14 protein-coding genes are annotated in these 18018 nt (G+C 50.8%); 9 read left to right on the top strand and 5 right to left on the bottom strand.

Translation table 11 applies throughout. The annotated features are described in order from the left end of the window. The first annotated feature begins 59 nt into the window (after positions 1–59). The 6 genes from LI015_RS06905 to LI015_RS06880 all read left to right on the top strand — a co-directional run bounded on the left by LI015_RS06905 (position 60) and on the right by LI015_RS06880 (position 10425). Positions 60–2195, top strand: coding sequence for an EAL domain-containing protein (locus LI015_RS06905; RefSeq protein ID WP_319638720.1), 2136 nt, complete (start codon positions 60–62; stop codon positions 2193–2195). 3 nt (positions 2196–2198) lie between these two features. Then, entirely contained in the window at positions 2199–5426 is a 3228-nt protein-coding gene (locus LI015_RS06900) for a response regulator (protein WP_002572611.1), read from the top strand. Between the two features lie 4 nt (positions 5427–5430). Then, the gene (locus LI015_RS06895; RefSeq protein ID WP_002564896.1) at positions 5431–5799 is read left to right on the top strand and encodes an Hpt domain-containing protein; all 369 of its coding nucleotides are present in this window, start codon (positions 5431–5433) and stop codon (positions 5797–5799) included. A 19-nt stretch (positions 5800–5818) separates the two neighbouring features. Further along, complete coding sequence (locus tag LI015_RS06890; RefSeq protein WP_227124357.1) at positions 5819–8236, top strand: ATP-binding protein; 2418 nt, start codon at positions 5819–5821, stop codon at positions 8234–8236. Positions 8237–8294: 58 nt separating this feature from the next. Continuing rightward, positions 8295–9842, top strand: a complete 1548-nt coding sequence (locus LI015_RS06885; RefSeq protein WP_264468355.1) for a DUF4454 domain-containing protein — start codon at positions 8295–8297, stop codon at positions 9840–9842. A 100-nt stretch (positions 9843–9942) separates the two neighbouring features. Continuing rightward, positions 9943–10425 (top strand): NADH-quinone oxidoreductase subunit NuoE family protein, encoded by a 483-nt coding sequence (locus LI015_RS06880; protein WP_195633261.1) that lies wholly within the window; start codon positions 9943–9945, stop codon positions 10423–10425. Here LI015_RS06880 and LI015_RS06875 read toward each other — a convergent pair. Both LI015_RS06875 and LI015_RS06870 read right to left on the bottom strand, forming a co-directional pair. After that, entirely contained in the window at positions 10403–10996 is a 594-nt protein-coding gene (locus LI015_RS06875) for a DUF1062 domain-containing protein (RefSeq protein WP_002572608.1), read from the bottom strand. The two genes, LI015_RS06880 and LI015_RS06875, sit on opposite strands and share 23 nt — an antisense overlap. Positions 10997–11177: 181 nt before the next feature. Then, positions 11178–11453: a CD3324 family protein gene (locus tag LI015_RS06870; protein WP_002564891.1), complete on the bottom strand. Its 276-nt coding sequence runs from the start codon at positions 11451–11453 to the stop codon at positions 11178–11180. A 267-nt stretch (positions 11454–11720) separates the two neighbouring features. On the opposite strand from LI015_RS06870, the gene LI015_RS06865 reads away from it, so the two are divergent. The 3 genes from LI015_RS06865 to LI015_RS06855 all read left to right on the top strand — a co-directional run bounded on the left by LI015_RS06865 (position 11721) and on the right by LI015_RS06855 (position 14914). Next, positions 11721–12038, top strand: a complete 318-nt coding sequence (locus LI015_RS06865) for a YciI family protein (RefSeq protein ID WP_002572606.1) — start codon at positions 11721–11723, stop codon at positions 12036–12038. A gap of 90 nt (positions 12039–12128) precedes the next feature. Beyond that, positions 12129–13550, top strand: a complete 1422-nt coding sequence (locus LI015_RS06860; RefSeq protein WP_227124355.1) for a hypothetical protein — start codon at positions 12129–12131, stop codon at positions 13548–13550. Positions 13551–13705: 155 nt separating this feature from the next. After that, positions 13706–14914 (top strand): dicarboxylate/amino acid:cation symporter, encoded by a 1209-nt coding sequence (locus tag LI015_RS06855; RefSeq protein ID WP_002564888.1) that lies wholly within the window; start codon positions 13706–13708, stop codon positions 14912–14914. 108 nt (positions 14915–15022) lie between these two features. On the opposite strand, the gene LI015_RS06850 is transcribed toward LI015_RS06855, so the two are convergent. The 3 genes from LI015_RS06850 to LI015_RS06840 are packed head-to-tail and all read right to left on the bottom strand — an operon-like array spanning position 15023 to position 17859. Further along, positions 15023–16330 (bottom strand): TRAP transporter large permease, encoded by a 1308-nt coding sequence (locus LI015_RS06850; protein ID WP_002564887.1) that lies wholly within the window; start codon positions 16328–16330, stop codon positions 15023–15025. After that, positions 16327–16830: a TRAP transporter small permease gene (locus LI015_RS06845; protein ID WP_002564886.1), complete on the bottom strand. Its 504-nt coding sequence runs from the start codon at positions 16828–16830 to the stop codon at positions 16327–16329. Before LI015_RS06845 ends, LI015_RS06850 begins: the two co-directional genes overlap by 4 nt. Positions 16831–16833: 3 nt before the next feature. Continuing rightward, on the bottom strand, positions 16834–17859 hold the full coding sequence (locus LI015_RS06840) for a TRAP transporter substrate-binding protein (RefSeq protein ID WP_002572603.1): 1026 nt from the start codon (positions 17857–17859) through the stop codon (positions 16834–16836). Positions 17860–18018: the final 159 nt, after the last annotated feature.

Raw genomic sequence — 18018 nt, 5'->3', positions numbered from 1 at the left:
TTTTGCCGCAGGATAAGCAGTATCATCGGCAGGTAAAGGCCGGGCAAAGGTATGAAACGATGATTTCACAGAAGAAAATTTTGGTCGTGGAAGACAATGAAATAAACCGAATGATATTAAGGGAAATCCTGTCGCCCCAATATAAAGTGCTGGAAGCCGGTAATGGAGCGGAAGCACTGTCTGTCCTGCGTGAATATGGGGAGATGGTTTCTCTTATTTTACTGGACATCGTCATGCCTGTTATGGACGGATATACATTTCTTTCTCATATCAAAGCGGATTCTTCCTTTTCATCTATTCCGGTAATCGTAACAACCCAGAGCGACAGCGAATCTGATGAGGTTGCGGCGCTGTCACACGGCGCGGCTGATTTTGTTGCGAAGCCCTACAAGTCCCAGGTGATTCTGCACAGGGTGGCCAGTATCATCCATTTGAGGGAAACGGCTGCCATGATTAATCTGGTTCAGTATGACAGGCTTACAGGGCTCTACAGCAAGGAATTTTTTTACCAGCGGGTAAGGGAAACTCTGATGCAGCATCCTGACAGGGAGTATGATATCATTTGCTCCGATATCGTGAATTTCAAACTGATTAATGATATATTCGGCATTCCTGCCGGGGATCATCTGCTAAATGAGATCGGCAGGCTTTATAAAAAGGTGGCCGGGAAGAATGGAATCTGCGGTCATTTTCACGCGGACCAGTTTGCATGCCTTCTGGAACGGCGGTGGGAGTACACGGATGAGCTGTTCATCCGGTGCAATGCCAGGGTGAATACCCTTCCAAATGCCAGGAATGTGGTGATGAAGTGGGGAATATACCAGGTGGCTGACCGGAATGTGTCTGTAGAGCAGATGTGTGACCGGGCTCTTTTGGCTGCCCGCAGCATTAAGGGACGGTATGGAACGTATTTCGCGGCCTATGACGACCAGCTGCGCAACCGTCTTTTAAGGGAGCAGGCCATAACGGACAGCATGGAGCCGGCCCTTGCGAAGAAGCAGTTTGAGGTTTATCTGCAGCCTAAGTACAGGATTAAAGACCACAGGCTTTCAGGGGCAGAGGCCCTGGTCCGGTGGAGACATCCGGTGTGGGGATTCCAGTCCCCCGGAGAGTTCATTCCCTTGTTTGAACAAAACGGTTTCATCACAAAGCTGGACCAGTATGTGTGGGAACGGGCTGCATCCGTCCTCAGGGAATGGGACAACAGAGGATATCCTCCCATCCCTGTGTCCGTCAATGTATCCAGGGCGGATATCTATCATAAGGACCTGGCAGACATGCTGCTTGGAATCGTGCGCCGATACAGGCTGCAGCCGTCACGGCTTCACCTGGAGATAACGGAAAGCGCGTACACCGAAAACCCTGAGCAGGTAATCGAGACAGTGGGTTATCTGAGGGAACTGGGCTTTGTCATTGAGATGGATGATTTCGGAAGCGGATATTCCTCCCTCAATATGCTGGGCAAAATGCCAGTGGATATCCTTAAGCTGGACATGAAGTTTATCCAGGATGAGGCCGCAGGGCCGGATGACGGCGGAATCCTCCATTTTATCATGGAGCTGGCCCGGTGGATGGACCTGAGCGTGGTGGCGGAAGGAGTGGAGACCAGGCAGCAGCTGGAGCGCCTTAAGAAGGCGGACTGCGACTATGTGCAGGGGTATTATTTTGCCCGTCCAATGCCCATAAATGAATTCGAGGAACTGCTCAGAGACGGACATACAGCCATGGAGCAGGAGGGGATGGGCGATGAAAACCTCCGGGAGTCTCAGCCGTTTCCTGTTCTTCTGGTCGCGGACGAGGACGCCTGTTACCGCAGGAATGTTAGGGAAACCTTTGAGGGAAGCTTTCAGGTGATGGAGGCTGGGGACGGCAAGGCGGCCTTAAGATGTATGGCTGACAGTAAAAGCAGGATTGCCGCTGTGATTCTCAGCCTGACCCTTTCAGGGACAGATGGTTTTTCCGTGCTGGAGGTACTTCAGAGGGAAAAGATGGATCCGGATATACCGGTCATTGCCACAGGACCGCAGAACGAGGCTATGGAGGACCGGGCAATGGAGCTGGGGGCGGATGATTTTGCGGGAAGGCCCCATTCCCAGAAGAGCCTGAGACGGCGGGTGCTGCGGGCCATCCATGCGAAGGCACCGCGGGAACGGGCGGCCCGGCCCGGACAGATATTGACTTTGGGGGAGGATTAACATATGAAGAGACAGATGACGCCCGGTGAAACATTACGGGAGTTCTGCCGCACATGGTTTGTACAGCGTGACGCAGAAAGAACCCTTGCATTCCTGACGGAGGATGTGGGGTTTGTGGGCACGGGAACAGACGAAATGGCCAGCGGAAGGCAGCAGATGGCCGGGTACCTTGCGCAGGATATCCGGGAGATACCGGAACCCTTTGAATGTGAGCTTTCCCCCATCTATGAACAGCCTGTGGCTGATGGGATCTATAACATGTCAGCGGATTTGACCCTTAAGAATTCCAAATACACCTGGTATCTGAGGGCCTTCTTTACCTTGGTTTTGTCCGGGGAAGAATGGCTGGTCAAGAGTTTTCATGTGGCAGAGCCGGCCAGCAGCCAGAAGGACGCGGAGCATTATCCGGGGACACTGGTCATGGAACATACCAGCAGACTGCGCCAGGAGCTTTTAAACAATTCTCTGCCGGGCGGTATGATGGGAGGATACATAGAGGATGGTTTCCCATTTTATTTCATTAACCGCAGGATGCTGGAATATCTGGGGTATGAGAACGAGACGGAGTTTGTATCCGATATTGAAGGAATGATTACAAACTGCATGCATCCGGATGACAGGAACAGGGTGGACCAGCTGGTGGCCTGCCAGCTGCAACGGTCAGAGGAGTATGTGGTGGAATACCGGATGAGGAAAAAGGATGGTTCCTATATCTGGGTACATGACCTGGGCAGGAGGGTGACATCTGAGGATAACCGTCCTGCCATCATGTCGGTATGCATGGATATCACTGAAGAAAAGCAGATGCGTGACCGGATTAAAGAGATGTATGAGGAGGAGCTTTCCTATTTTGCGGAACAGTCCTCAGCCGACGGGAGTATACAGGGAAGCCTTAATATCACCACAGGGTGCCTGGAATCCTACCTGTCAACCGCGGATACATCCATTGCAAAGGTGGGTGATGCCTACGAGGATACCATCGAGAACCTGGCAGCCTCTGCCGTGGACCCGGTCTATGGGGATGGAATCCGCCACTGCCTTAACCGGGAGCGGGTGCTGGCTGATTACGCGGTTGGCAAGGTGGATTACCGTTTTGAGTTCCTGCGCAGAAACAACAGCGGCATAATTTTCTGGGAAAGCACCATCATGCATTCCTGCCAGAATCCTGAGACTGGTCATGTCATACTTTTCTTCTATACCCAGGATGTGACGGAGAAAAAGATGCAGGAGCAGCTTTTCAAGCGGATCGCGGAGCTGGATTATGAGAGCATAACAGAAGTGGATATCCTGCGGGATATGGCGTACAGGACCATATTGGTGGATGAGTCCAATATGGATACCATGCTGCCGGACCACAGCCGGTTCCAGTCGGAGATACGCGCCATCTCCGGACGCTATATGGATGAGGCGGCCAGGGAGGAATATCTCCGTAAGCTGGATTACGATTACATGAAATCACAGCTGGCCCATAACGACGCTTATACGTTCATTGTGGAGATGCGGGATATGACCGGTGCGACCCGGGTCAAGCGTTTCCGGGTTTTCTATATCAGCAGGGAGCTGGAGCGGGTATGCGTGGCCCGCACCGATGTGACGGACGTGGTTCTAAAGGAACAGAGGCAGAAGGAGGAGCTGGCTGCCGCCCTGGTGGCGGCAGAGCAGGCCAATGCGGCCAAGAGCGACTTCCTCTCACGGATGAGCCATGAAATAAGGACTCCCATGAACGCCATCATCGGCATGAGCACCATAGCGGCCCAGTCCATAGGGGATGACGAGCAGGTGGAGGATTGTATTTCCAAAATTGGCATTTCCTCCCGGTTCCTATTGTCGTTAATTAATGATATCCTGGATATGAGCCGGATTGAGAGCGGCAAGATGCTGCTCAAGAGCGAGAAGATTCCAACAGAGGAGTTCATCAACGGCATTAATTCCATCTGTTACTCCCAGGCTGATGTCAAGGGGGTGGAATATGAGTGCATTGTGGACCCGGTGCTGGATGATTACTATATAGGTGATGCCATGAAGCTCCAGCAGGTGCTCATCAATATCCTGAGCAATGCCATCAAGTTTACCCAGGAGGGAGGCAAGGTCACCTTTTCAGCCTCCCAGCGCAGAAAGACCAAGAATGATGCATCACTGCGGTTCATTGTAAATGATACGGGGGTGGGGATGAACGAGGAGTTCCTTCCGCATCTGTTTGAACCCTTTTCACAGGAATCCACAGGGACCACCTCCCTGTATGGCGGGACCGGGCTGGGGCTGGCCATATCCAAGAACATTGTGGATATGATGGACGGCAAAATCACGGTCCGCTCCATTAAGGGAATCGGTACAGAGTTTACAGTGGATGTCAAGCTGGGAATCACCGAAGAAGAAAAGCTCAGGCATAACCAGAAAAAACAGGATTACAATTTCTCCCACCTGAAGACACTGGTGGTGGATGATGATGTAGCTGTGTGCGAGAGCGCGGTTGTGACCCTTCACGAAATGGGAATCAAGGCAGAGTGGGTGGACAGCGGCCGGAAGGCAATTGACCGGGTTAAGAAGCTCTGGGATGAAGGCCGGTATTTTGACATGATACTGATTGACTGGAAGATGCCGGGAATGGATGGAATAGAGACAGCCAGACGAATCCGCGGTATAGTCGGAGCAGAGGTGACCATCATTATCATGACTGCCTATGACTGGATTTCCATTGAACATGAGGCGAAACTGGCCGGGGTCAACCTTCTGATGAGCAAGCCCATGTTCAAGTCCTCCCTTGTTTCGGCCTTTTCAAGAGCCCTGGGCGAGAAGGAGCAGCAGGCGCAGCAGCCGGAGGTAAATGATTATGATTTTACCGGTAAACATGTGCTGCTGGTGGAGGACAACCAGATTAACACAGAGGTGGCCATGATGCTTTTGGAGAGCAAGGGATTCAAGGTGGATACGGCTGAGAACGGGCTGCGTGCCCTGGAACTTTTCAGCAAATCAGACAAGGGATACTATGACGCAATTCTGATGGATATACGGATGCCCCTGATGGACGGACTGACAGCCGCCACCAACATCCGCCATCTGAGCAATGCCGACTCAGGAACCGTTCCCATTATTGCCATGACAGCCAATGCATTTGATGATGATATAGAAAAGAGCAAGGCGGCAGGGATGAATGCCCATCTTGCCAAGCCCATAGAGCCGGAACGGATGTACCAGACTCTGTACGATTTCATATATGGAAAGGAAGCATAAGAAGATGGACGATTTTGAAAGGATATTTGAAGCCTATGGGGCGGATTACCAGGTTACTCTGGGACGGTTTATGGGAAACAGGAAAATGTATATGAAGTTCCTGGGAATGCTGTTTCAGGATGAAAACCTGAGTAAACTTGGAAATGCCCTGGAACAGGGGGATATGACGTCTGCCTTCGAGGCTGCCCATACCCTGAAGGGTGTTACGGGCAACATGGGGCTGACGCCTCTGTACGATGCTGTGTGCACAATTGTGGAACCTCTGAGGACAAGGGAGGACAGGGAGGACTACACAAAGATGTATGAGGATGTCTGCAGGCAGTTTAAACGGGCTGAAAAGCTTCGGGCGGATTTGGCTGAGATAAGCGATTAGAGGAAGATGGGAGGGCGTCATGACAGCTGAAAATCTGATGAATCTGCTGGATTCACTGACAGAAACCAGCGTATATGTCATTGAGGAGGAATCCCACCGGCTGTTATACTTTAATGAGCGGTGCCGGAATACGGGACGCGGCAGGGCTGCCCTGGGAATCCGGTGTGATGAAGTATGGCCGGAATTGTGCGCCAACTGTCCCCTTAAGATGCTGAGGGACAGAGTGTCAAACCATATGGTTTGTTATGACCCGCTCCTTAAATTAACAGTAGATGTCACTGCCAACCGGATTAACTGGGAGGGCAGGGTACCGGCTGTGGTGATTACCGCAGCGCCCCACCGCCTGAACTTTGAGGAGGAGCAGGGATTTCAGAAAATCCGCCAGATGTATGCCAGCAGCCTGGTGACTGTGTTTGACGAATGCATCATTGCCAACCTGACCAGGGATTATTATGTGAGCTGCCAGAAGGATGTGGTGTGGGACGACATACCGGAACAGGGGAATTTCGGTTCAGAGAACCGCAAATACGCCCAAAAGGCACTGCATCCGGACGATCTGGAATGTTTTAATGAGAATTTTTCCAGGGAGTCCATGCTTTGTATGTTTACAGAGGGAAAAAAGCAAATCACCAGAAGGCTGCGCCGCAGGGCAGACAACGGTTCCTACCGCACGGTGGAGTTTACAGCTGCCAGGATAGGAAACCAGGAGGATGAGTGCTGGTGCGTCCTGGTATTTCGGGATGTCCAGGATGAACTTTTACTGGAACAGGAACGGAATGTGGAGATTAGCCAGCTGGCCACGGCAGCCAAGGCTGCATACCAGATGCTGATAGCGGTGAACCTGACACAGAATACCTATCACATGGTGGAATACCAGCGGTTTCCGGTGAAAGCACCCGATCCGGAGGGCCGTTTTGACGAACTGATTGAGTTTGAGATGGAGGCGGTCCACCCGGACTACAGGGAGGAGTTTCGCAGCAAGTTTACCAGGAAGGCTCTGACAGAGGCATTCCAGAGGGGAGAATGCATTCTGTCCATGGATGTTCCCCACATAGGCGAGGATGGAATTTATCACTGGAATTCCACCCAGGTGGTGAAGGTGGAAAGTCCTTATACCCATGATCTGATTGAGATTACCCTGTCCAGGAATATTGATGAAGAACGCAGGGTGCAGCAGGAGACCCTGGAAAAAGAACGGCAGGCAAAGCTTTTGCTGGAGGATGCACTTAAGAAGGCGGAGAAGGCGAATAAGGCAAAGAGCGACTTCCTTTCCCGCATGAGCCATGATATCCGTACGCCCATGAATGCCATCATAGGGATGACTGAGCTGGCGCAGCTGCACATTGGGGATGAGGAAAAGCAGAGGGATTACCTGAACAAAATCGCTTCCTCCGGCGCCCATCTGCTGGGATTGATTAATGAAATCCTGGATGTGAGCAAGATTGAAAGCGGTGTCATGGAGCTGTCTGAGAGCCCCCTGAATCTGCGGGCTTTAGCCGGGGAAGCGGCGGAAATGGTGCGGATTTCCATGGAAAACAGCCAGCAGGAGTTCCAGGTGGATATAGACGAGTCCTTTGATCCCTGGGTCATGGGGGACGCCAGGCGTATCAGGCAGGTGTTGGTGAATATCCTTGAAAATGCCTCGAAGTATACCGGCCAGAGGGGAAAAATCACTTTCTCTGTATGCGAGTTTAAGAAGGAAGAACAGCGGACGGGAACCTACCGTTTTATCATCGAGGATACGGGGATTGGCATGAAACCTGAATATATGGAGCATATATTCGAACCATTCAGCAGAGCCGATGACAGCAGAACCAGTAAGGTACCCGGCACTGGACTGGGAATGACCATTGTAAAGAATCTGATATCCATGATGGACGGGGACATCCGTGTGGAGAGTGAATATGGGAAGGGATCCAGGTTTACCGTTACTCTGTGCCTGGATAAGTGCGGGAATACGGGAGAAGCGATCCAGCCTGCTGTTTCAGGGCCGGAGGCAGTCTGCCGGGGCTTACGGGTCCTTCTGGTGGAAGATAATGAGCTCAACCGGCAGATTGCGTCGGAGATGCTGAAACTTCTGGGAGTCAGGGTGGAGATGGCTGAAAATGGCCGCGAGGCAGTGGAGGCAGTGTGTTCCCACCCGGCCCTTTATTATGACGCGGTGTTCATGGATGTGCAGATGCCTGTGATGAATGGGTACGAGGCTACCAGGGAGATACGCGGTTCCGGGATGGAGCGGATAGGGGAGCTTCCCATCATTGCCATGACGGCCGACGCCTTTGCTGAGGATGTAAAGAGGGCCCGCCTGTCAGGCATGAACGGACATTTGGCAAAACCGGTTTCCATTGAACTGCTTCGGGGCGCCCTGTCCGGCTGCCTGGATTGTAAGAGGAAGAACAGGTGGGACGAAATGATGGATATATCCGGTCCGAATTAATGGAAGGAATGGGGTTACAGTGATTAGGAGACAGATATACAGGTTAGGGTGGACCGCCATGGTCCTGCTGGTTTTGACTTCCTGCGGGATGAAGGATAGAAAGCAGACATATCCCCAGGATGAAGGCGTCACACAACAGCAGGAACAGGCGGGCGGCCAGTCTGAAAAACATGAGGCCCCGGGAACAGAACCGGGCCTATCCCGGAAACCGGTAGCCGGGGGCGGGGGAAATGCCGTGGGTGCAGGGAATGCCAGCGCTGCCGGGAATGCAGGAACGGCCGGGGGTACCGGGGCTGCCGGAAATGCCGCACCAGCCGGGGGCGCAGAACCGGAAAGGCCGGGAACTGCTGTCAGGGCAGTGCAAAACCTGGAAGCCTGCAATCAGCTTATAACAGGCAGCTTTTTTAAAGCGGGGGACATACGGTGCGGCCTGTCCTTTGAACTTACCGGGGAAGGCTGGGAATCAGACAGGCTGAAATGTGTATTTACCCTTCCGGATGAGATGCATACCAGTTATTATGACAGCATGAGAACCGCTGAGATTCTGACTGAGAAGGGCAAAAAGGCATATAAGATAACACCGGAGACCATGGAAGAAGTTCCGCGGGTCCCGGCGCTTACATATACCATTAAATTTGCAATGGATGATGAATCCGATCCTCATATATCAGTGAAAGGGGAGGGTGGACTGGCCGGAGACTATTATCTGTTTGAGGACAGTCTGACCTTTCCGGATGTATTTTCGCGCTATCTGTCCAGGGCAGATCTATGCCTCTGGCCCACGGAGAATTTGTGGCTTCTTCGGAATGAAATCTATGCAGCCAACGGAAGGCAGTTTAAATCCGATGTGCTGAGCCGGTATTTCTCAGAAAAAAGATGGTACAGGGGAATCATTGAACCGGATTCCTTTTCAGATTCCATTCTGTCGGATGTAGAATCTGGAAATATTTCCCTGATACAGAAAATGGAAAATGATACGGACAGGGACAAGCTGGACGGGCGGAACCAGTATGGACTGGAGGACCTACCTCCCGCGCCCTATCTGCAATATCTGGGCAGGTATGATGAAACCGGACTGAGCGGTGACCTGTCCCAGGCCAGGGATATGGGGGCGTACTATGCTGTGCCGGGAGAGATATCGGTTCCTGCTTCCATTACCAGGGAGCAGCTTCAGACAGTTTTGGAGGGCGGACAGGTAAGGGTGACTCTGAATGAGCTTACAGGCGAAAGCCGGATGCTGTCGCTGAATCCGGGCCAGGAAGATACGCTTTATGGTTTTCTGCTTTATGAAGCAGGGGAAGAACCGGCAGGCCAGGGATATGAGACAGGAATCAGGCCGGATTACAATACGGATGAATACCACCTGTGGCAGACCAGCTGGGATACGGTGATGAAGACGGTCTACAAGGGAGATATCTATATCATGAAGGGAGCTGTCTCCGGCGCGGATACCGGGCTTTTAAGGGCATCACAGTATCAGCATGAGATTTTCCCTGATCCTGCGGACCCGGAAACAGGACTGGTTTTCTGCGGCCAGGTGACAGGGAACAGGCTTTCTTACAATTCCAGGGGTCATTTTACTGCCATATACTATCTGGGGGATTGATATAAAAGAGGCTGTAAAAAATTCATGGGGTAAAAACAGGTTTTTGTGAATAAAATCCGCCCCGCAGGCCCAAAGCTATACTGGAAGCGAGGTTTAGCATATGCAGATAAATGAAAATGAAGCCCGGGATGATGAGACCAGGGAAATCCTGGACTACTACCGCGGGCTGCCGGAGCGTTCTTCGCAGGAGGCCATTGTGGAGATGTTGAGGGAACTGCAGGACATCCATGGCTGCATCAGCCCTTATATGCTGGAGCAGGCAGCGGAGGCTGCCGGGGTACGGGACTCCATGGTGCAGGCCATATGTAAGCGGTATCCCAGTTTAAAGACAGCGCCCTATAACCATGAGATCATCCTCTGCACCGGAAGGAACTGTGCGTCAAAGGGAAGCATTACTGTCATGGATGAACTGAAAAAAAGGCTGGGAGTGGGAAAAAACGGCATATCAGAGGACGGGACCGTGTGCCTTAAGACCAGAAACTGTCTGAAGAACTGCCGGAAGGCGCCCAATGTCATGGTGGACGGACGTTTGTGTTCGGGCCTGGACGCAGAGGGCATACTCAGGGAATTAAAACGCCGGTGATGTAAAGCCGTATATGGTTTCCTGTCCTGCTTTTCTTCAGTTCACGGCCGTCTTCACATTGGATCCTGCCGCTTTGCGTCAGCTGGTCCAGTCTTTTCTGGGACAGTTTCAGTTTACTTTTTAATACTGCATGTACCCGCAGGGGAAGCGGGTATGGGTTGTCAATCTGCAGAACCATGGATGAGTCTGGGTCAGTTGATGCAGGTGAGTCAGCCAGTTGGAAAACCTGTCCTTCCACGTGGTAGGAGGGCAGCTGTATCTGGGCGCCATTTAGGCGGAGGAACCTGGTGTCCATGGCGTACTGCATAGCCAGGGAAGTGTCATTTGCGTGAAAGCGTGAGAGCATACCGGGGGGAAGGCTTCCGGGATTTACGCGGGAATAGATGGCTGCGTTCCAGGTGGAGCTGCAGCAGGAGCATTTATAGATCAGCCATATGTCCAGGTACTTTCCCTGGGCGTTGACCCGGAACTGTCCGGAGCTTACGAATTCCTGCCTGATATTGCATTTTTTACAGTGTCTCAGAGGAGCAGGCGGCCTGTCATACTGTATGGTCCATTTGATGTCTTTCATGTTGTGTTCCTTTCCTGTCTGCCGGGCTACGAGCCGTGGTCTGCGGGCAGTAAAAAGTGTAACATCCTCACAGGCGGATACCAACCTAATTCTTGTTTGATAAATAAAGTTGAGACATACAGATGGGATCAAAAAGCCCGGACAGATGCGGAAGATTCGCATGGGTCCGGGTCTTTTTTGATTATTTATTTTTCTTTTCCTGGCCTATGATTCTCTGTATGCTTTTAAGCGACAGACAGTACAGGGAGGACAGCTCGTCCGTACTCTTGCCGGACAGATAATCACTGTAAATCTGCTGATTGCGGAGACGAAGCTCCTGCCGGGTGGAGGTCCCCTCGCCCCAGCACTTTTTATGCCCGGCAGTCTTCGGTATATATATCAGCGCGCCGTCCACGTATTCCTGTACCTGCTCCAGCAGTTCACGGGGCAGGATACGGTCCGCTTTTTGATAGCTCATGTTGCTCTCCTGTGGTTTATTTTAAGCGGGAAAGCAAAGGCTATGTAAGGCCATGTTCCATTATAACCGGATTATGGTACAGCTGCAGCAGCCTTTGCTACGCAGCGATAACGATAGGATTAAGCATAAGCCTGCAACCCTCCTTTTCAGATACTGTAGTTTTTATAGTATACCATATCAGGAAAAAAATGTATGCCTTATTTTCTTTTTATAAACAAGTTTGAGCAGGGATAAAATAAATTAAAACAGAACAGGAGATACAAAAATATGAAGTATTTTTTGGTGGAAGGAAGCATAAAAGACGCCGGCAGGATGACGGATGAAATCATGAATGAGCATATGGCCTGCACCCGGGCAGCCATGGAGCGGGGGATGATTTTTATGTCCGGCCTGAAGGCGGATATGAGCGGCGGTCTGTCTGTCATGAGGGCAGAGCATGCAGGCCAATTACAGGATTACCTGGACAATGAGCCGCTTTTTGTTCATGGAATACAGGAGTACAGGGTGGTTGAATTTGATGTTCATTACGTAAATAAAGATCCGGAAGGGTGGTTTGGCCGGAAGGATGAGATTGTCTGTGAATAAATCGTAAGATATTATTTGCTTTTTAGAGAGGGATTTCCTTCCTGCAAGGATATAAAATAGAATCATAATTCAGGCAGAGGAGGAATCGGGATGAAACGAACAGCGGCATGTCTGGCCGGCCTTTTAATGCTTGTGCTGCTGGCCGGCTGTAAAGGAGGCGCGGATGAAAGCGGGGCACGGGAAAACAAAGGAGACATTGAGACATCGGGAACAGTTTCCGTTCTCTATGCGGCCAATGACGGACTTTATCTGATTAGGGTTTTGCGTAATGGTGCAGAAGATGCGGATGCGGCAGTGAGTACTGAGAGGCTGGCAGAAGGAAAGGACATTTCTTCCCCCTTATTTTCTTCGGATGGGAGAACGGCTGGCTATCTGCGTCAGGATGGTTTCTATGGATGCAGTATTGAAACGGGGAAAGAAGAACTGCTTTTAAATGGAGCATTGTCTTTTGTCCCAGACGGGAAAGAGGGATTTTATGCCAGCTCCAGGGAAACAGGAATCGTGAGGGTGCATATGGGCCGGGAACAGGAGGAAGTTTGGAAGCCGGAACCGGTGGAGGGCGGCTGGATACAGTGTGAGAAGCTGACATTGTCTCCGGATGGAAAAAAACTGGCATTTGCCCGGCGCAGGTACGTGGACCGCAGGAAAGACCCCGGCCTTTCCTTGTTTGAACAGAACCAGGGAATCTGGATGCTCCAGATGAATCTGGAGAAGGAGAAGAAACTCAGTGTCCTCATACAGATAATCGGTGAGGAGCCGCCTTTCTTTGAGCGGATGGAGGAGACGGACGGAGAACCATACCCATATCTGTGGCCGGCTAAGTGGTCCCCTGATTCGTCCAGGCTTTTTATCTGGCAGGATGTTCTGTCAGGTTCCATGCGCGCAGACGGAATTGGTACGGCTGTCTATGATACGGTGTCCGGCACTATGATAGATCCGTTGGGAGAACAGGAGGAAGTAGTTCTGCCCTATAATGAAAATGTGGTGTTTGGAGAGGACAATTCCCTGTTTCTTCTTGCGGGTGCGGGAAGGGAAATGGCGCTAGACAAGGATCTGGTCAAGATACCGCCTGAAAAGGGCGCGGTTCATGAGAAACTTAAGACACCCGGTCTGGTGCCCCAGAGCCCGCAGGTGTCATACGATGGAAAAAGCATATTTTTTGCAGCGTCAAAGGAGCTGGAAACAGGAGAACAGGTGGAATATCCCATATGGCGCCAGCTTTACCGGATGGAAAACGGTCATGTGGCAGAACTGACTAACGATTCAGAATACTCCAGTGAATTCCCTGTTCTAACCGGGGACGGCTCCGCCCTTGTATTTGGACGCGTGGATAAGGAGGGAGGCATGAGCATCTGGAGCGTTGGCACAAACGGAAGCGGACTTCAAAAACTGGCTGATTTGGAAGAAAATATAAGCACGGATGAGACAAATGAACATTATCCGGCCGGCTACGAGGATTTTTACGGCCGTGGAAGCTGGTCCTCAATCATGTCGGTTTATGCGTCCAAGTAAAACCGGTTTGAGGTAATAAGCAGGAAGCGGTGCCGGAATGGTATCAGAGATTGTTAAATATTTACTTTTTTGGTATTTAGTAGTAATAATGTTAAGAATATGTTATAATTATAATTGCATTTATGCAAAAATACTAAAAAAGGGGAATTATGCGTATGAAAAAGAAACCACTTGCACTATGGATTTTTACTGGATTGGCATTAGGTATTGTGGCAGGCATGTTGTTGATGGGCCGGCCGGACATTGCGGAAATTTACATCAAGCCCTTTGGCACCCTGTTTCTGAACCTGCTGAAATTCATCGTAGTTCCCATTGTCTTGTTCTCCATCATGAACGGTGTTATTTCCATGAAGGATATTAAGAAGGTGGGAAGCATTGGAGGTAAAACCGTCATCTATTATATGTGCACTACCTTTTTTGCGGTCACTCTGGGCCTTTTGATTGCGAACCTGTTCAAAAAGGGATTTCCGGTGCTGTCCACCAGCTCTCTGGAGTATACGGCAGCGGAAACGCCCAGTTTTATCCAGACCCTGATTGGTATATTCCCAAGCAATATCATCCAGCCTATGGCTGAGGCATCCATGCTTCAGGTGATTGTGGTGGCGCTGCTCTTTGGCTTCGGCACCATTGTGGCGGGAAAGAAGGGAGAGGTATTTGGAAACTTTGTGGAGAGTGCCAATGATGTGTCCATCGCGGTTATGTCCTTCATCATTAAGCTGAGCCCCATCGGTGTGTTCTGTCTGATTACGCCTGTTGTGGCTGCCAACGGACCCCAGATACTGGGCAGCCTGGCCTTTGTGCTTCTGGTGGCTTATATCGGGTACATACTCCATGCCTCATTGGTGTATTCGCTGACCGTGAAGTCTCTTGCGGGCATTGGACCCCTTAAGTTTTTCAAGGGCATGGCTCCGGCCATGATAATGGCGTTTTCCAGTGCATCCTCTGTGGGCGCCCTTCCTCTTAACCTGGAATGCGCGGAAAAGTTGGGGGCCAGAAAAGAGGTTGCCAGTTTTGTACTTCCGCTGGGCGCTACCATCAATATGGACGGAACCGCTATTTACCAGGGAGTGTGCGCTGTGTTTATCGCTTCCTGTTATGGAATCAACCTGACCCTGTCCCAGCAGATTGTCATTATACTGACAGCTGTTCTGGCTTCCGTGGGCACGGCCGGCGTGCCGGGCTCCGGTATGATCATGCTGGCCATGGTGCTTCAGAGCGTAGGGCTTCCTGTGGAAGGCATTGCCCTTGTGGCCGGTATCGACCGTCTGTTTGACATGGGACGTACCACGGTAAATATTACAGGAGATGCTGCCTGCGCAGTGATTGTTTCCCATCTGGAGGATAAGAGGTTAAAGAAGGCGTAAGTCTGAATTTCATAAGAATAAAAGGAATGGCCGTGCTGTGATGCGATGTCTCACAGCGCGGCCATTCCTTGATACATGTTATATATAATGTTTTATGCATAACCTGTTTTATACATAACCCATGAGTCCCGGAAGCCACAGCGACAGCTGCGGTATATAGGATACCAGCATCAGCACGATAAAGATAGCGCCAAAGTAGTAGAGCAGAGGACGTATAACCTGTTCTATTTTTGTCTTTCCCACCTTTACTCCCACGAAGAGTGTAGTTCCCACCGGAGGAGTGATGGTGCCGATGCAGAGGTTGAATATCATCATGATTCCAAAGTGTATGGTATTCATGCCCAGCGCCTGGCAGATGGGAAGGAAAATAGGGGTGAAGATAAGGCAGGCAGGCGTCATGTCCATAAAGGTTCCCACAATCAGCAGCAGAATGTTGATAATAAAAAGAATCACATAGCGGTTGGTGCTGATTCCCAGCATGGCCTCCGATACAGCGGTGGGGATGCCGGTAAAGGCCATGACCCAGCTCATGATGCTGGATACTCCGATAAGGAAGATGATAATGCCTGTCATCTCTGCGCTGTCCAGAAAAATCTTAGGCAGCTCCCTCAGCCTGATGGACTTGTAAAAGAAGATGGACAAGACCATGCTGTATACCACGGCTACCACGCTTCCTTCGGTGGCCGTGAAAATGCCGGAAATGATGCCGCCAATGACAACGATGATCATGAACAGACACGGGATGGCCTGGAAGAATACCTTCACCTTCTCAGAGCCTGTATAACGTTTGGTGCTGCGGTATCCTTTCTTCCTGGCAAAGAAGTAAATGACCACCATGCACGCAAGTCCCCAGAGTATGCCCGGAATATAGCCTGCCATGAAAAGGGCTGCCACGGAGGTGCCGCCGCTGACCAGGGAAAAGGTAATCATTACATTGCTGGGGGGAATCAGAAGGCCGGTGGGAGCTGTGGCAATGTTGGCTGCCGCAGAAAAGTCCCTGTCATATCCCTCCTCCTCCTCGATGGGGCCGATGATGGATCCCATGGCAGAAGCAGCCGCTGTACCGGAGCCGGAAATGGCTCCAAAGAGCATGTTGGCCACGGCATTGGTGTGGGCCAGGGCGCCGGGAATGCTGCCGGTGAACAGCTTGGCAAAGTTGATTAGGCGGATGGCAATGCCTCCCTTGTTCATAATGTTGCCGGCCAGGATGAAAAAGGGAATGGCCAGCAGACTGAAAACAGAGATGCCGGAGAAAATTCTCTGAGCGCCCGTAAGAACAGAAGCCCCCAGGTTCAGCACCGGAAGAATGGCACAGATGGAGGATACCGCCAGGGCAATGGCGATGGGAACACCTGCTAACAGCATTACTGCCAGCAGAACGAAAATCACAAGACCACAAAATACAGCTATACTCATACCTTTGCCTCCCCTGGTTCACTGAAATCTTTGTGCAGCATATCTGCTGCGTTCATGACGCTGAATACCATAATCAGCAGGCCAGCAATGGGAACAATGATGTAGATCCATCCCATGGAGATGCGCAGGGATGCCGTAATCTGTATCATGGTCAGCTTTGTGATGGAGATGCCGCCGTATACCATGACAACCCCTGCAAAGAAGAAGCTGAGCGCGTCGATGAAAACCTCCAGATACCGGCGGGCCGGTCCGGTCAGCTTGTCTGCCATGAATCCCATCCTCATGTGGTCCCGCTTGCCGAATACATAGGCGGAGGCCAGGAGCGACATCCAGGTAAAGGAGTAGGTGAGAAGCTCTTCGGATATGGTGCTGGGGCGGTTGAAGAAATAGCGCGTCACAATTTGATAGGTGCCAACCAGGGTCATAAGGATAAACAGAAGGGTAATGACAACACCCAGTATCTTCATGATGGCTGCCCTTAACTTATGCATTGTGTCCATGGTTTAATGGTCTCCTTTCCTGGAATCATTGACGGTCTGTATATATTGGTAAAAGTCCCGGATTTTCGGGTTGTTTTCCAGCATTTTCTGATGTAAGGGCAGTACCTTTGCCTTAAAAGCCTCCACATCTGTTTCGATGAAGGTTACGCCCATATCATGGGCTGCGATCTGTTTTGCCTCCTTGATGCTTTTATCCCATTCCACTAATTCCACCTCTGTGGACAGGGCCGCTGCCTCCTTGAATACCTGAAGTTCCTCAGGACGTAAGCTGTTTAGAAACTTAAGGTTGGCAACCAGCATGTCCGGTACCATCTGATGCTTGTTGTATGTATAATACTTGGCCACCTCGCCGTGCTTATTGTTGGTCAGGGCCAGCTCGTTGTTCTCTGCACCGTCTATAACGCCCTGCTGGATGGCTGTATATACCTCGCCGAATCCCATAGGAGCAGCGGCAGCGCCGAAGGCATTGACCATGTCCACGCTGGCCGGGCTTTGCTGTACACGTATTTTCTTGCCCTTTAAATCGTCCGGCGTGTTGATGGGAGTCTTGGCGTAAAAATTACGGGTTCCCGCATTGTACCAGGTTACCACCCTGAAACCAGCCTCGTCCGTGGACTTGTATATATTTTCCATATAGTCTGTGTCTTCCATCACAGACCGGTACACTTCCTCGGAGTCAAAAAGGTAAGGCATGCTGAAAATCTCATAGACATCCGCAAATGTCTCCAGATTTGCCGTACCTGCAATGACAAAATCAATTGCTCCTGTCTGGGTCAGCTCGATTGCCTTCTGTGCAGACCCCAGAATTTCATTGGGAAATATCTGCACCTCATATTTATCTCCCAGATGTTCTTCCACATATTCCTTAAATGCAAGCATTCCCAGGTGTTCAGGATGGGTTTCCGACTGTGCGTGGGACACGCGGATAATCCTTTTGCCTGAGGAAACGAGACTGCATCCGGAAGCCGATACCATGACAGCGCCGGCCACAGCTGCAATTGCAAGCTTTTTCATTAAAACACTCACCATTTCCAATCCCTCTCTTTATTTATGTATGTCAATGTCTGCAGAACATGTAACCGGGTTTTATTATATCGACAAAATTGTGTATAATCACTGGATAATTTTAATATTTGAGAGTAAATTATTGTCATATAACGAAAATTGTATTAACAATAATTTAACGAA

The organism is Enterocloster sp. 210928-DFI.2.20 (assembly GCF_020554465.1).
Taxonomy (GTDB): Bacteria; Bacillota; Clostridia; order Lachnospirales; family Lachnospiraceae; genus Enterocloster; species Enterocloster bolteae.
This window is presented reverse-complemented; position numbering and strand designations above follow the sequence as displayed.

Coding starts and splice junctions, on each gene's coding strand:
- LI015_RS06905 (WP_319638720.1), top strand. CDS start 60: ATGATTTCACAGAAGAAAATTTTGGTCGTGGAAGACAATGAAATAAAC.
- LI015_RS06900 (WP_002572611.1), top strand. CDS start 2,199: ATGAAGAGACAGATGACGCCCGGTGAAACATTACGGGAGTTCTGCCGC.
- LI015_RS06895 (WP_002564896.1), top strand. CDS start 5,431: ATGGACGATTTTGAAAGGATATTTGAAGCCTATGGGGCGGATTACCAG.
- LI015_RS06890 (WP_227124357.1), top strand. CDS start 5,819: ATGACAGCTGAAAATCTGATGAATCTGCTGGATTCACTGACAGAAACC.
- LI015_RS06885 (WP_264468355.1), top strand. CDS start 8,295: ATGGTCCTGCTGGTTTTGACTTCCTGCGGGATGAAGGATAGAAAGCAG.
- LI015_RS06880 (WP_195633261.1), top strand. CDS start 9,943: ATGCAGATAAATGAAAATGAAGCCCGGGATGATGAGACCAGGGAAATC.
- LI015_RS06875 (WP_002572608.1), bottom strand. CDS start 10,996: ATGAAAGACATCAAATGGACCATACAGTATGACAGGCCGCCTGCTCCT.
- LI015_RS06870 (WP_002564891.1), bottom strand. CDS start 11,453: ATGAGCTATCAAAAAGCGGACCGTATCCTGCCCCGTGAACTGCTGGAG.
- LI015_RS06865 (WP_002572606.1), top strand. CDS start 11,721: ATGAAGTATTTTTTGGTGGAAGGAAGCATAAAAGACGCCGGCAGGATG.
- LI015_RS06860 (WP_227124355.1), top strand. CDS start 12,129: ATGAAACGAACAGCGGCATGTCTGGCCGGCCTTTTAATGCTTGTGCTG.
- LI015_RS06855 (WP_002564888.1), top strand. CDS start 13,706: ATGAAAAAGAAACCACTTGCACTATGGATTTTTACTGGATTGGCATTA.
- LI015_RS06850 (WP_002564887.1), bottom strand. CDS start 16,330: ATGAGTATAGCTGTATTTTGTGGTCTTGTGATTTTCGTTCTGCTGGCA.
- LI015_RS06845 (WP_002564886.1), bottom strand. CDS start 16,830: ATGGACACAATGCATAAGTTAAGGGCAGCCATCATGAAGATACTGGGT.
- LI015_RS06840 (WP_002572603.1), bottom strand. CDS start 17,859: ATGGTGAGTGTTTTAATGAAAAAGCTTGCAATTGCAGCTGTGGCCGGC.